The sequence below is a fragment of the Paraburkholderia dipogonis genome (assembly GCF_046027395.1).
Taxonomy (GTDB): Bacteria; Pseudomonadota; Gammaproteobacteria; order Burkholderiales; family Burkholderiaceae; genus Paraburkholderia; species Paraburkholderia dipogonis_A.
In genome coordinates, this window is the sequence record NZ_JAQQEG010000001.1 from 222,692 (window position 1) to 236,465 (window position 13,774).

The window sequence follows — 13,774 nt, forward strand, 5'->3', positions numbered from 1 at the left end:
GCAGCATGCATGCGCTCAAGCTGCCGGCCGGCGGGTCGAATACACGTCAAGCGCGGCTGAAGAAGCCGTTCAAAAAGCGTTTTCCGCTCGCGGCGTGGCTGGCACTGCTGCCGATGGTCCTGACCGTCGTATTCGCGTATCTCGGCACGATGGTCTGGACCGCGCGCGTGTCGCTCAGCAATTCGCGCACGTTTCCTTCCGGCGACTTCGCGGGCTTCACGCAATACGCGCGGCTTTTCAATAACGACCGCTGGCTGCTGTCGCTGCAAAACATCGTGATCTACGGCGCGTGCTTTATCGTGGCGTGCATGGTGATCGGTTTGTTGCTGGCGATTTTCATCGATCAGCGCGTGGTCGCGGAAGGCGCGTTGCGCACGGTGTTTCTCTATCCGTATGCGATGTCGTTCGTGGCGACGGGGCTCGTCTGGCAGTGGATCCTGAACCCGCAACTGGGCGCGCAGGCCGTGCTGCACAAGCTCGGTTTCGCGCACGCACGCTTCGACTGGATCGTCGATCAGGACTGGGTGATCTACACGATCGTCATCGCGACGGTATGGCAGGCGTCGGGTCTGGTGATGGCGTTGTTGCTCGCGGGTTTGCGCGGCATCGACGACGAGTTGTGGAAAGCCGCGCGCATCGACGGCATTCCGCGCTGGCGCGTCTACGCCAGCATCGTCGTGCCGATGCTCGGACCGTCGATCTCCACCGCTTTCGTGCTGCTGTTCGTGATGGTCGTGAAGCTCTATGACGCCGTGGTCGCGATGACGCAAGGCGGCCCCGGCACGGCGAGCGAAGTGCCGGCGAAGTTCATCATGGACTATCTGTTCGGCCGCGCCAATATCGGGCTCGCGTCGGCGGCGTCGATCGTGTTGCTGGCCACCGTGCTGGCGATTCTCGCGCCGTTCTTCTACGCCCGCAGCCGCGCGGTCTTGCGCAAGGAAGTGTGATGAACACGCTCAGTTCGCCACTCAAAGGCGGGACGCCCGGCCGCGCGCATCAGCGCCGCCGCCATCGTGCGTTCACACCGGCGCGCCTTGGCGTCTACGCGTTTCTGCTGACGGCGGCGCTGTTCTTCCTGCTGCCGCTTTACGTGATGCTCGTCACCTCGGTCAAACCGATGAGCGAGATCCGCCTCGGCAATCTGCTGGCGTTCCCCGCGCATTTCACGCTCAGCGCGTGGAGCGCCGCGTGGCAGTCCGCGTGCACCGGGCTCGATTGCAACGGCATCCAGGTCGGTTTCTGGAATTCGGTGCGCATTGTCGTGCCGAGCACGATTCTGTCGATCGCGATCGGCGCGGTGAACGGCTATGCGCTGTCGTTCTGGCGCCCGCGCGGCGCCGGCCTGCTGTTCGGCGTGCTGCTGATGGGCGCGTTCATTCCCGTGCAGGTGATGGTCTATCCGCTCGTGCGTGTGCTGGCGAGCGTGCATCTGTTCAGTTCGCTGCCGGGTATCGTGGTGATTCACACCATTTTCGGCATGCCGGTGATGACGCTGCTGTTTCGCAACTACTACGTGTCGATTCCGCAGGAGCTGTTCAAGGCGGCGCGCATCGACGGCGGCGGCTTCTGGCGTATCTTCGTGCAACTGATGCTGCCCATGTCCACGCCGATCATCGTGGTGGCGGTCATCATGCAGGTCACGGGCATCTGGAACGACTTCATTCTCGGCCTCGTGTTCGCCGGCACCAAAAACCTGCCGATGACGGTGCAACTGAACAACATCATCAATACGACAACCGGGGAGCGCCTCTATAACGTCAATATGGCGGCGACCATTCTGACCTCCATGGTGCCGCTCGCGGTGTACTTCGTTTCGGGCCGCTGGTTTGTGCGCGGCATTGCATCCGGCGCCGTCAAGGGATAGGGCAATGACAAACGTGGCTAATCTGGCAAACGCCGTTGACATGGCGGGCGTGGCGAGCAGTCCCGACGCGGCGGACGCGGCGGGTCTCACGAATCCGGCCAACGTGGCCGTGCGCAACCTGACCATCCGGCTGGGGGCGAACACGGTGATCGAGAACCTCGATCTCGACGTGCGAGCCGGCGAATTCGTCGTGCTGCTCGGACCGTCCGGCTGCGGCAAGTCCACCTTGCTGCACAGCATTGCCGGATTGATCGACGTGACCGACGGCACCATCGAGATTGCCGGTGAAGACATGACCTGGGCCGACCCGAAAGACCGGCGTATCGCGCTGGTGTTCCAGTCGTACGCGCTGTATCCGACCATGAGCGTGGAGCGCAACCTGTCGTTTGCCTTGCGCATCAACGGCACGCCGAAGGCGGAGATCGCGCGCCGCGTGGCGCGCGCCTCCGAGATGTTGCAACTCGGGCCGCTGCTCAAGCGCAAGCCGGCGCAGCTCTCAGGCGGCCAACGGCAGCGGGTGGCGATCGGCCGGGCAATCGTGCGCGAAGCCGACGTGTTCCTGTTCGACGAGCCGCTCTCGAATCTCGACGCCAAATTGCGCACCGAACTGCGCCGCGAACTCAAGCAACTGCACCAGCGTTTGGGCGCGACGATGATCTACGTCACGCACGATCAGGTCGAAGCGATGACGCTCGCCACCCGCATGGCGGTGATGCGCGGCGGCGTGATCCAGCAGTTCGGCACGCCCGCCGAAGTCTACGCGCGCCCCGACAATCTGTTCGTCGCGACGTTTCTGGGAACGCCCGCGATGAATCTACTCAAGGGTACCCTCGAAACACGCGACGGCGCGCTCCACTTCTGCACGGAGCATTGGCGGCTCGACGTGTCGGCGTACCCGTTCAAGACCGCGCCGGTCAACGCGTTGCCGTGCGTGCTTGGCGTGCGGGCCGAAGACGTGCGGTTGGCCGAAGGTGCGAGCGAGCACGCAAAAGTTTCGCTGGTGGAGCCGATGGGCAACCACCGCGTCATCTGGCTCGACTATCATGGAGTGCAGGTCGCGTCGATCGACCAGACGAAGACGCCGTTGGCGATAGGGGACACCGCGGCGTTCTCGTTCGACAGTACCCATGTCTCTCTGTTCGACGAAGCGGGCGGCGCGCGTTTGTAGCGCCGGCACGCGGCGTCACTGAAATTACAACATGCTTGACGGAGATCCGCGTGGCAACACTCAAAGATGTCGCGGCACTGGCCGGCGTGGGCATGTCGACCGCCTCGCGTGCCATTTCGGGTAAAGGACCCATCTCAGCCGATGCCGCCGCGCGCGTGAAGGCGGCCATCGAACAGTTGAACTTTCGTCCGTCTTCCATCGGCCGGGCCATGGCAACGCAGTCGCTCGGCATGGTCGGCATTTTCGTGCCGACTTTCTTCGGCTCCTATTACGGCACGATTCTCAAGCAGACCGATACCGAACTGCGCGCGGTGCGCCGTCACGTGGTGGTGGCGACCGGCTGCGGAGAAGTCTCGCCGCGCGAGCAGGCCATCGAGGCGGTGCGCTTTCTGATCGGCCGCGATTGCGACGGCGTGGTGGTGATCAGCCACGATCTGCACGACGAAGACCTGATCATGCTGCACCGCATGCACCCGAAAATGGTGTTTCTGAACCGTGCGTTCGATCAGTTGCCGGAGGCGTCGTTTTGCGCCGACCATCACCGTGGCGGCGAGCTGGCGGCGCGCACACTGCTCGATCACGGGCACCGCGACATCGCGGTGATTTCCGGGCCTTTCACTGCGTCGGACAACCAGACGCGTCTGGATGGCTTCTTCGCCGAACTGGCGCGCGAGGGTATTGCACGCGACGACGTCACGCTGATCGAATCGGACTTCTCGCCCGAAGGCGGCTACGCTGCCGCGCAAAAGCTGCTCGACGCGAAGCGGCGCTTCACGGGCATTTTCTGCGCGAACGATACGATGGCCGTGAGCGTGCTCGCGCGTTTTCATCAGCTGGGGATTGCGGTTCCCGACGAGGTCTCGGTGATCGGTTACGACGACGATTATTCGGCCGCGTATGCCGCGCCCGGACTCACCTCGGTGCATATTCCGACCGCGGAACTGACGCAGAACGCCGTGCGCTGGCTGGTCAACCAGTGCTATCGGACCACGTGGGAGATTTTCCGCGAGTTTCCGGTGAGCGTGACGATGCGTGAGTCGGTGGGGCCGGCGAAAGGTGGGGCGGCCGGCGTCGTCAAGGCAGCGCGATTGAGCAGCACGTCGTAGCTTTGGCTCGTGGCGCGGCGTTGCTCCGGTGGCCGCTCGCAGCTCGACTTGCGGCTCAGGCTCAGGTGCCGCTGCGCAGCGACTGCTCGTAGCGCAGGCGCGCTTCTTCGTCGAGCCGCGTATCTTCCAGTTCCTGGAGCACGGCTTCGAGATCGATCGGCGTGGTATCCAAGGCGACGTGGCCGGTCAACGCGGCGTCGACATGCAACGCGCCCGCTTCATAGAGCGCCCAGATTTCTTTGCCGTAGCTGGTTTCCAGTAGCGCCGGCGCGAAGCGGCCGAAATACGTGGCGAGGTTGTTCACATCGCGCTCGAGCATGGCGGGCGCTTCGAGATTGCCGGCGGCGTCCACCGCTTGCGGCAGGTCGATGATGACCGGGCCGTCGGCGGCAAGCAGGATGTTGTATTCGGACAGATCGCCGTGAATCATGCCGGCGCACAGCATGCGCACCACCTGATTCACCAGCAGCGCATGCAATTCCAGCGCGCGTTCTTCCGTCAGCTCGACATCGTTCAGACGCGGCGCGACATTGCCGTCGGCGTCGGTCACCAACTCCATCAGCAATACGCCGTCGGTGCAGATGAAAGGCTGCGGCACGCGTACGCCCGCGTTGGCGAGCTGGAACAGCGCGTCGACTTCGGCGTTCTGCCAGGCCTGTTCCTGCACTTCGCGGCCATAGCGGCTGCCTTTTTCCATCGCGCGTTGCTGGCGGCTGTTCTTGACCTTGCGGCCTTCGCGGTAGGACGCGGCCTGGCGGAAGCTGCGCTGCTTCGCGTCCTTGTAGACTTTCGCGCAGCGCGTGGCGTCGCCGCTGCGCACTACATAGACGGTGGCTTCCTTGCCGCTCATCAACTGGCAGATGACTTCGTCGATCAGGCCTTCTTCGACCAGCGGGAGCAGACGTTTCGGGGTTTTCATGCGACCGCCGAAGGGCGGTGGGCGGCGCGGCGGCGATAAGCGGCCGGTTGCGAGGGCAGGTGATGCGGAATTCGGGTCATGCGGGATTATACGGGGAGACCGCGTGCACCATGGAAACAGCCATAACCTGGGCCGTGAACTCGATCGCTTCTCGCCTGATGATTTCAACCCGCACTCGAACCGCTAGAAGCGTTCGTCTAATTGCTGGACGGTGAAAAGGAACGCCGATTTTCGATCGTGATGGCTGAATGAGCTCGCAACCGTCTGCGTTTCGCATGTGCCGTGGAACGTACGCTCCGCTACGGTTTATGCCGCCTTTTCCGCTGATATCTCGACGCGGACGATCGCGGACTTAAGCGAGATTGTTGTAGCCACCGACACAGTGATTTGCTGTTTTCCCGCATTCAATTCGCATGCCGATCGCTTAAACTTGGGCGTAACAATATGTTACGGGGTGCGAGATGTTGGCCGTGTTCTTCATTGCCTGTCCGATCTGCATCGCCGCGTTGGTTGGTTTCGCGCGGCACGTGGATCCGGTGACGGGACAGTTCAAGCGTTGAGTCCGTCGGCTGGGTGTTTTCCGCAGCGCCATTCGGGCGCGTGCCGGGTTGTTCTCTTATTTAGCCGATTTCGCTACAAGCCTTGCCTTTGAGTGCCGAGGCGCGGCACGATGCGCGATAACCTGGATTAGGGCAGTATCGCGTATGCGAGATTTTCTGGCGAATATCACGGCGCGCGCCGGCGTGCTGAAAGGCATCCTTCCTCTGAACCGTGCCGCGGCGGCGCGCGATGCGCTGGCCGGTGTACAGCTTGCGTCGATGGATATTCCGCAGGTGCTGGGCTACGCGCGTATTGCCGGCATGCCGGCCGTCACGGGTCTGTACACGGTCTTTCTGCCACTCATCGCTTTTGCGTTTTTCGGCGCCTCGCGCCACCTCGTCGTGGCCGCCGACTCCGCGACCGCGACGATCTTCGCAAGCCGGCTCTCCACCATGGCGCCGGCGTCGAGCGCTGAATATGCCGCGCTCGCCGGAATGGTCGCCTTGCTGACCGCAGCCTTGCTGTTCATCGCGCGGATTTTCAAACTGGGCTTTCTCGCCGACTTTCTGTCGCGCACCGTGCTGGTCGGCTTTCTCGCCGGGGTCGGCGTGCAGGTCGGCATTGCGATGCTCGGCGACATGTTCGGCTTGCCCGGGCAAGCCGCGCGCAGTGTCGATCAGCTCGTGCTGGTGGTGCGCGAAGCCACACAGATCAATCGGCCGACGTTCGCCATTTCGCTGCTGGTGGTCGTCGCCATTCTGACGTGCAAACGCTTTCTGCCTCGCGTGCCGGTGCCGTTGATCGCGGTCGTCGCGGGTATCGCCGCGAGCGATCTGTACCATTTCCCAGCCCACGGTATAGCCGTGCTCGGTCCGGTGGCGGGCGGCTTGCCGCCGCTCTCCATGCCATCGGTGACATGGCAGCAGATGCTCGATTTGCTGCCCGTGGCCGCTTCCTGCTTCGTGATGATCGTCGCGCAAAGCGCCGCCGCGAGCCGCGTGTTCGCCGAACGTCATCACGAACCTGTCGATACCAACGCCGACCTGCTGGGCATCGCCGCGGCCAACGCGGCGGCGGCGTTTTCAGGCGCCTTCGTGGTGAACGGCAGCCCGACGCAAACCGCCATGGCCGATCTCGCGGGCACGCGCAGCCAGTTCGCGCAACTGGTCTTCGCGGCGGTGGTGGTTGCGGTGCTGCTGTTTTTCAGCCGCTTTTTGCAGTATCTGCCGCACTGCATTCTCGCCAGCATCGTGTTCACGATCGCCATCGGGCTGATCAATCTGAAGACCTTGTTTGCGATTCGCCGCGAAAGTCCCGGTGAATTCGCGCTGGCCGTGTTCACCGCGGCGGCGGTGGTGCTGATCGGCGTCGAGCACGGCATTCTGGTGGCGGTGGCGTTGTCGCTGCTGCGGCACGTGCGCCACAGCTACCGTCCGCACACGATGATTCTCGCGCCCGGCGACGACGGCGTCTGGGTTCCGGTGCCCGCCGTGCCCGGCATTCAGACCGCGCCGGGCCTGATCGTCTACCGCTTCGGCGCCGACCTGTTTTACGCGAACGACCACTTTTTCGTCGACGACGCTCGCCACCTGATCGACCTCGCCCCCAGCAAGGTGCGCTGCTTCGTGATCGACGCGAGCGCGATCACCGACATCGATTATTCGGCTTCGCGCTCGATCGGCGAGTTGATCCAGACGTTGAAAAGCGAAGGCATCGAGGTGCTCTTCGCGCGCGTGAACCGCTATTTGCGTTCGGATATGGACCGGCACGGCATCACGCCGATCGTCGAGGAAACTTGCATTTTCAACACTTTGCACGAGGCGCTGCGCACCGCCGGGGTGGAGAAGCCCGACCGGCACGTGAAAGAGGCCACGTAAGCGCTGGTTTACGCGAAGGGCGACGGGGAGCTTTTCGCGTTGTGGTTATTCGTCAGCGAAGAAATAACCGACTAAGAAGCAGGCACCCGCGATCACGGCACCCAGCACGGCCACCGTATAAGCGAGCGCCGTACCGTGCCAGAGTCCGTCGAACCACTGATGCAGCTGCGCCATCAGCACCGCCGCGTTGCCACCGATGCGCTGCAATTCGATCTGATAGCGCGGATCGGCCACGCTGTACATGGAGACGGCACTGTCCGGCGGCGGCGTGGTCGCATAGATGATCACGGCCAGAATCACGCCGATCACCAGCGCCGCGACACCCGCCATATAGAGCCGCTTCTGCCAGGGCGAGCGTTGCGCTGCCGGGTTCACTTCGTTGCTGCCGCTCATCGTGTTCGTCTATCCGCTTCAATTGTCACGGCGACAGTATCGCAGAGCAGCGGGCGCCTCGAAGCGCGTTCAGGTTTTTGAAGTCAGCAGCTTGATGCCGGCAATGCCGAACATGATCGCGAGCGAGCCGTCGAGCCAGCGGCGGGTCGCCGAGTAGATGCGCCGTGCGGAAGCGGTCGAAAACAGCACGGCGTAGCTGCTGAACACCGATACGCCGATGCACATGCAGCCGAGCACCACCGGCGTGGTATGCGAGGCGCCACCGGCCGGCGACATGGCCAGCGAGACGATCGACAGCCACACCAGAACCGCTTTCGGATTGGTGAGATGCAGCAGCAGGCCGCGCAGATAGAGACGCTTGAGTGGTTCGTTGTCACGCGCCGTGCCCGTGGGCAGCGCCTTGGGACGAAACGCGGAGCGCGCGGATTTGAAGCCGAGCCACAGCAGATACAGGCCGCCGGCGATCTTGATCGCCACCAGACATTGCGAGTAAGTGGCGAGTATCGCCGACAAACCCAGCGACGCCAGTAGCGCCCAGAAGAACGAACCCGACACCACGCCGAGCGCGAAGGTCAACGCGGAGCGGCGGCCCGAGCTCATCGCCAGTGACATGATCGCGAGATTGCTCGGCCCGGGGCTCGCCGTACCGACGAAGTAGGCGCTGTAGGCGATCAGGACATCGGCGGTGAGGAAGGTGCTGGCGATCATGGGCTGGACCTCGGCGGCGGGCAAGGCGTGCGGCTCGGTGCGCGCACGGGTAAAGGGTACGAAGCGTCGCGTGAAAGGGGATTTTCGCGCGCGGCGGGGTGACTCTCACAGATACAGTTGGCCTTTCCGGCAACAGCACGATCATACAGTCGCGCGGCGGCTCACGCGCCCGCCGCCACGCCGATGCAGTCGGCCAGCGCGCCTGCCACCGCCTGCCGGCTATGCCGCGGACGCTGCACGAGGCCGATTTCCCGCTGAAACGTCGCCTCGCCGAGTTCGAGCGTGACGACGCCGGCCGGCCACTTGCCGAGTCCCGCGCTATTCGGAAGCAGCGCCACGCCGATGCCGCGCGCGACCAGTTGCACGATCCCTTGCAATTCGTCCAGCTCGATCACGTCGTGCACGTTCAGCCGCGAGCGCCGCAGGAACCGGTCGACCAGCCTGCCGCCGAACGAGGTGCGGTCGTAGCGGATAAACGGCTCGCTGCGCAGCAGTTCGCGCCAGGACCGCGCCTCGCCCTTGCCGCGCGTGAGCGCCTTGGGCACGAGCAGCACGAACGGCTCGGTGACGAGCGTGCGCCATTCGAGTTCGGACGGCAGCGCGAAGGGTGGTTTGATGATGACGGCCAGATCCAGTTCGCCGGAGTCCACTTGCCCCAACAAGCCCAGCGACACGCCGGGCACGACACGAATGCGCCAGCCGGGGCGGTCGTCGCGGAAACGCGCGAGCGCGTCGGCGAGAAACGACACTTGCGCCGACGCGATGGCGCCCACCCGCAGCATGCCGCTTTCCGCCGCGACCGCGCCGCGTTCGGAGAGCCGCGCGTAGAGCGTCATCATTTCCTCGGCGAGCGCGAGCGTTTCGCGGCCGGCGTCGTTGAGCGTGGCGGAACGGCCCGTACGGTCGAATAGCGCGAAGCCGAGTTCCTCTTCGAGCCGCTGCATCTGCGCGCTCACGGCAGATTGCGTCAGGCCGATGCGCGCGCCGGCGCCGGAAAACGTGCCGTACTGGCTCACGGCGATAAAAGTCTTGAGTTCGCTCAGCATGATTGATTGATCGATTTTGGTGATGGTCAGATCAAATATATATCGTTTTTCACCATTTTTAGTCATGGTTAAACTTTGCCTCACGCGTGTGGCCTTCAAAGCGCTGGCACGTTCAACCTAATTCCAATCAGCGAGTTTCCCCATCATGAGCGTTGCCGATACCGTCTTGCCGCCGTTCCATCTGGCGTTCCCTGTTCACAGCCTTGCCGCCGCGCGCGAGTTCTACGGCGAACTGCTGGGCTGTCCGGAAGGGCGCAGCTCGGACGCGTGGGTCGATTTCAATTTCTACGGCCATCAGATCGTCGCGCACCTCGCGCCTGAGGAAATCGGCCACCGTCACACCAGCAAGGTCGACGGCGACGCCGTGCCGGTCCGTCACTTCGGCGCGGTGCTGTCGATGGCGCAATGGCAGGCCGCCGCGGACAAGCTGCAAGCGGCTGGCATCGACTTCATCATCGAGCCGCACGTACGTTTCAAAGGCGAAGTCGGCGAACAGGCCACCATGTTCTTCCTCGATCCGTCGGGCAACGCGCTGGAATTCAAGGCGTTCGCGGATATGTCGGCGTTATTTGCGAAGTAACGCAGATAGCGATCTGGCAAATGGACGGTGATCGACCAAGCTTTGAATGTGGATGAAGTATTTGCTTTGCGCAAATCGATCGATGCGATGTCTTGTGACGCGCTCGCATGACATCGTGTTGAAGCGACGCCTCAACCTCGGCTATCTTCGCTCATCAAACGTTTGTTTTTCAGCAAACCGCGCCGCAGTTCAAGCGCTGCTTTTCCTTACATTAGCCTTCCTGACAATTCCGCCATTTTCGCGCCATGCAGGCGTTGGTGCTACCGATCTAGCATAAGCGCTGATTCACCCATCCCTTACCTGCATTCATTCGGGCGCGTTTCATGTGGATCGTCAACGTTGCGCTTAAACGGCCATACACGTTCATCGTGATGGCCATTCTGATCTTGCTGGCGACGCCGTTCGTGCTGTTCACCACGCCGGTCGACGTGTTGCCGGAAATCAATATTCCGGTGGTCAGTATCATCTGGACCTACACGGGCCTGTCGGCCGAAGACATGGCCAACCGCATCACGTCGGTGAACGAGCGCAGTCTGACCACCACGGTCAACGACATCGAGCACATCGAATCGCAATCGCTCGCGGGCATCACGATCCTGAAAGTGTTCCTGCAGCCGAATGCGAACATCCAGACCGCGATCGCGCAGACGGTCGCCGTCGAACAGGCGCAGGTCAAGCAGATGCCGCCGGGCGCGACGCCGCCGCTGGTGATCAGCTATTCGGCCTCCAGTATTCCGGTGATCCAGCTCGGCCTGTCGAGCCCGAAGCTCTCCGAACAGGCGCTCAACGACTCGGCGCTGAACTTCCTGCGTCCGCAACTCGTGACGATTCCCGGCGCGTCCGTGCCGTATCCGTATGGCGGCAAGTCGCGGTTGATCTCGGTCGACCTGGACACGCGCGCTTTGCTCGCCAAAGGGCTGACGCCATCCGATGTGGTCAGCGCGTTCAACGCGCAAAACCTGATTCTGCCGACCGGCACAGCGAAGATCGGACCGAAGGAATACACGATCAACATGAACGGCTCGCCGGCCACGGTGGAAGGGCTCAACGATATTCCGGTGCGCACGCTCAACGGCGCGACCACGTATCTGCGCGAAGTCGCGCATGTGCGTGACGGTTATTCGCCGCAGACCAATATCGTGCGGCAGGACGGCCATCGCGGCGTGCTGATGGCGGTGCTCAAGAACGGCAGCGCGTCGACGCTCTCCATCGTCAATACGCTGCGTGGCCTGCTGCCGAATGCACAAGCCGCGTTGCCGCCGGATCTGAAGATCACGCCATTGTTCGATCAGTCGGTGTTCGTGAAAGCGGCGGTGCAGGGCGTGGTGCGCGAAGCGCTGGTCGCCGCCGCGCTGACCGCCGCGATGATTCTGCTGTTCCTCGGCAACTGGCGCAGCACCTGCATCATCGCGATCTCGATTCCGCTGTCCATCCTGTCCTCGCTGATCGCGCTGCACGCGCTCGGGCAGACCATCAATATCATGACGCTCGGCGGTCTCGCGCTGGCGGTCGGGATTCTGGTGGACGATGCCACGGTGACGATCGAGAACATCGAACGGCATCTGCATATGGGCACGAATCTGCACGATGCGATTCTCGACGGCGCGGGCGAAATCGCGATCCCGGCGCTGGTGTCCACGCTGTGTATCTGTATCGTGTTCGTGCCGATGTTTTTCCTGACCGGCGTGGCACGTTACCTGTTCGTGCCGCTCGCCGAAGCCGTGGTGTTCGCGATGCTGGCTTCGTACATTCTCTCGCGTACGCTGGTGCCGACTCTCGCGATGCTGCTGATGGGTCACGCGCACAAGCCGAAGCAGGGCGCGAAGCCGAATCTGTTCATGCGTCTCTATCAGCGCTTCGATCGTGGTTTCGAGCGCATGCGCGCCGGCTACATCATGATTCTCAGCAGCGTGCTGGTGCGCCGGGGTACGTTCGGCAGCGTGTTCCTCGGTTTTTGCGTTGTCTCGATGGGCCTGATTTTCGTGCTCGGCGAAGACTTCTTCCCTAGCGTGGACGCCGGTGATATTCGCCTGCATATGCGTGCGCCGACCGGCACCCGCATCGAGGAAACCGCGCGTCTCGCGGATCAAGTCGAACAGGTGATTCGCGAGGTCGTGCCGGAAAAAGAACTCGGCACCATTCTCGACAACCTCGGCTTGCCCTATAGCGGTATCAACCTCTCATACAGCAACGCGGGCACGATCGGCACGCTTGACGGCGAGATCCAGGTGGCGCTCAATGAAGATCACAAGCCGACGCAAATCTACATGGACAAACTGCGCGCGATCCTGCCGCAGCGCTTTCCGGGCGTCGAGTTTTTCTTTCAGCCCGCCGACATCGTCACGCAGATTCTCAACTTCGGCCTGCCTGCTGCCGTGGACGTGCAGATTTCCGGCGCGAATCAGGAGGGGAACTTCGACATTGCGCGCAAGCTGCTGAAACAGGTGCGCATGATTCCCGGCACGGTGGACACCCACATCCAGCAGAAACTGGATGAACCGGCGATCAATCTTCAGATGGATCGCACGCGCCTTCAGCAACTCAATCTGAGCGCGAGCAACGTGGCGCAAAACGTGCTCATTTCGTTGTCGGGCAGTTCGCAAACGTCGCCGGGTTTCTGGTTCAACAACCGCAACGGCGTGGAATACAACGTGGCCGTGCAAACGCCGCAGTATCAGGTGTCGTCGATCGATGAACTGTTGCGCACGCCGGTGTCGGGTTCGGCCAACGGCCCGACGCAATTGCTCGGCAACCTGGTGCGGGTCGCGCCGCAGACGCAGTTCGCCGAAGTCACGCACTACAACATCAGGCCGGTCATCGATCTGTATGTGAGCGTCGAGAAGCGCGACCTGGGGAGCGTGGCGGATCAGGTCGACAAGCTGGTGGACAACGTGCGTGCGTCGCTGCCGCGCGGCAGTCAGATTACGGTGCGTGGCCAGGTGCAGACCATGCGCAGTTCGTTCTTCGGTCTGGGCATCGGCGTGGCGATGGCGATCGTGCTGGTGTACCTGTTGATCGTGGTGAATTTCCAGTCGTGGGTCGATCCGCTGATCATCGTCAGCGCGTTGCCCGCGGCGTTGGCGGGCATTGTGTGGATGCTGTTCCTGACCGGCACGCACCTGAGCGTACCGGCTTTGACGGGCGCGATCATGACCATGGGCGTGGCCACCGCCAACAGTATTCTGATGGTGTCGTTCGCGCGCCAGCGGCTCTCGGCTGGTGCACCGCCCTTGACCGCCGCGCTCGAAGCCGGTGCAAGCCGGATCAGGCCGGTGCTGATGACCGCCTTCGCGATGATCATCGGCATGATTCCGATGGCGCTCGGTCTCGGCGAAGGCGCCGAGCAGAATGCGCCGCTCGGCCGCGCGGTGATCGGCGGCTTGCTGTTCGCCACCGTGTCCACGCTGTTTTTCGTGCCGCTGGTGTTCGCGGCGATTCACTCCCGCCTCGCACGCCGCCATCGCGACGATGGTGACGATGGCGACGCGAATCACACGGGTTCCCGCGGTGACGACCCCGCGCCCGAGCACGGCGGCGCCGGCAAGCCCGCGTAAAGTTAAATGACGGCTGACT

General features: G+C 62.9%; 11 protein-coding genes. 7 read left to right on the plus strand and 4 right to left on the minus strand.

Annotated features, from left to right (window positions below):
- Positions 1 to 5: 5 nt before the first annotated feature.
- From PQR32_RS01000 to PQR32_RS01015, 4 genes are read left to right on the plus strand one after another with little or no spacing between them, the layout of a single operon-like run.
- Positions 6 to 947 carry a carbohydrate ABC transporter permease gene (locus PQR32_RS01000; RefSeq protein WP_408221721.1) on the plus strand — a complete coding sequence of 314 codons (942 nt, stop codon included), beginning with the start codon at positions 6 to 8 and terminating at the stop codon, positions 945 to 947.
- Entirely contained in the window at positions 947 to 1,864 is a 918-nt protein-coding gene (locus PQR32_RS01005; protein WP_408221722.1) for a carbohydrate ABC transporter permease, read from the plus strand. The genes PQR32_RS01000 and PQR32_RS01005 overlap by 1 nt, the downstream gene beginning before the upstream one ends.
- A gap of 4 nt (positions 1,865 to 1,868) precedes the next feature.
- Positions 1,869 to 3,032, plus strand: a complete 1,164-nt coding sequence (locus PQR32_RS01010) for an ABC transporter ATP-binding protein (protein WP_408221723.1) — start codon at positions 1,869 to 1,871, stop codon at positions 3,030 to 3,032.
- Between the two features lie 50 nt (positions 3,033 to 3,082).
- Complete coding sequence (locus PQR32_RS01015) at positions 3,083 to 4,138, plus strand: LacI family DNA-binding transcriptional regulator (protein ID WP_408221724.1); 1,056 nt, start codon at positions 3,083 to 3,085, stop codon at positions 4,136 to 4,138.
- A gap of 61 nt (positions 4,139 to 4,199) precedes the next feature.
- Here PQR32_RS01015 and PQR32_RS01020 read toward each other — a convergent pair whose 3' ends face one another.
- Positions 4,200 to 5,057 (minus strand): PA4780 family RIO1-like protein kinase, encoded by an 858-nt coding sequence (locus PQR32_RS01020; RefSeq protein WP_408221725.1) that lies wholly within the window; start codon positions 5,055 to 5,057, stop codon positions 4,200 to 4,202.
- Between the two features lie 704 nt (positions 5,058 to 5,761).
- Between PQR32_RS01020 and PQR32_RS01025 the strand changes: the two genes are divergently transcribed.
- Entirely contained in the window at positions 5,762 to 7,474 is a 1,713-nt protein-coding gene (locus PQR32_RS01025) for a SulP family inorganic anion transporter (protein WP_408221726.1), read from the plus strand.
- Positions 7,475 to 7,519: 45 nt separating this feature from the next.
- On the opposite strand, the gene PQR32_RS01030 is transcribed toward PQR32_RS01025, so the two are convergent.
- The 3 genes from PQR32_RS01030 to PQR32_RS01040 all read right to left on the minus strand — a co-directional run bounded on the left by PQR32_RS01030 (position 7,520) and on the right by PQR32_RS01040 (position 9,621).
- A complete protein-coding gene (locus PQR32_RS01030; protein WP_408221727.1) occupies positions 7,520 to 7,867 on the minus strand; it encodes a hypothetical protein in 348 nt (115 codons plus the stop codon).
- 69 nt (positions 7,868 to 7,936) lie between these two features.
- A complete protein-coding gene (locus PQR32_RS01035; RefSeq protein WP_408221728.1) occupies positions 7,937 to 8,575 on the minus strand; it encodes a LysE family translocator in 639 nt (212 codons plus the stop codon).
- A 161-nt stretch (positions 8,576 to 8,736) separates the two neighbouring features.
- Positions 8,737 to 9,621, minus strand: a complete 885-nt coding sequence (locus PQR32_RS01040; RefSeq protein WP_408221729.1) for a LysR family transcriptional regulator — start codon at positions 9,619 to 9,621, stop codon at positions 8,737 to 8,739.
- 145 nt (positions 9,622 to 9,766) lie between these two features.
- Between PQR32_RS01040 and PQR32_RS01045 the strand changes: the two genes are divergently transcribed.
- Together PQR32_RS01045 and PQR32_RS01050 are read left to right on the plus strand one after the other, a co-directional pair.
- Positions 9,767 to 10,201 (plus strand): VOC family protein, encoded by a 435-nt coding sequence (locus PQR32_RS01045; protein WP_012427720.1) that lies wholly within the window; start codon positions 9,767 to 9,769, stop codon positions 10,199 to 10,201.
- A gap of 323 nt (positions 10,202 to 10,524) precedes the next feature.
- A complete protein-coding gene (locus PQR32_RS01050; RefSeq protein WP_408221730.1) occupies positions 10,525 to 13,755 on the plus strand; it encodes an efflux RND transporter permease subunit in 3,231 nt (1,076 codons plus the stop codon).
- Positions 13,756 to 13,774 lie beyond the last annotated feature (19 nt).

What these genes read in the sequence shown, in the direction of transcription:
- PQR32_RS01050 (WP_408221730.1), top strand. Translation starts at nt 10,525, where the DNA reads ATGTGGATCGTCAACGTTGCGCTTAAACGGCCATACACGTTCATCGTG.
- PQR32_RS01010 (WP_408221723.1), top strand. Translation starts at nt 1,869, where the DNA reads ATGACAAACGTGGCTAATCTGGCAAACGCCGTTGACATGGCGGGCGTG.
- PQR32_RS01035 (WP_408221728.1), bottom strand. Translation starts at nt 8,575, where the DNA reads ATGATCGCCAGCACCTTCCTCACCGCCGATGTCCTGATCGCCTACAGC.
- PQR32_RS01045 (WP_012427720.1), top strand. Translation starts at nt 9,767, where the DNA reads ATGAGCGTTGCCGATACCGTCTTGCCGCCGTTCCATCTGGCGTTCCCT.
- PQR32_RS01020 (WP_408221725.1), bottom strand. Translation starts at nt 5,057, where the DNA reads ATGAAAACCCCGAAACGTCTGCTCCCGCTGGTCGAAGAAGGCCTGATC.
- PQR32_RS01040 (WP_408221729.1), bottom strand. Translation starts at nt 9,621, where the DNA reads ATGCTGAGCGAACTCAAGACTTTTATCGCCGTGAGCCAGTACGGCACG.
- PQR32_RS01005 (WP_408221722.1), top strand. Translation starts at nt 947, where the DNA reads ATGAACACGCTCAGTTCGCCACTCAAAGGCGGGACGCCCGGCCGCGCG.
- PQR32_RS01030 (WP_408221727.1), bottom strand. Translation starts at nt 7,867, where the DNA reads ATGAGCGGCAGCAACGAAGTGAACCCGGCAGCGCAACGCTCGCCCTGG.
- PQR32_RS01000 (WP_408221721.1), top strand. Translation starts at nt 6, where the DNA reads ATGCATGCGCTCAAGCTGCCGGCCGGCGGGTCGAATACACGTCAAGCG.
- PQR32_RS01025 (WP_408221726.1), top strand. Translation starts at nt 5,762, where the DNA reads ATGCGAGATTTTCTGGCGAATATCACGGCGCGCGCCGGCGTGCTGAAA.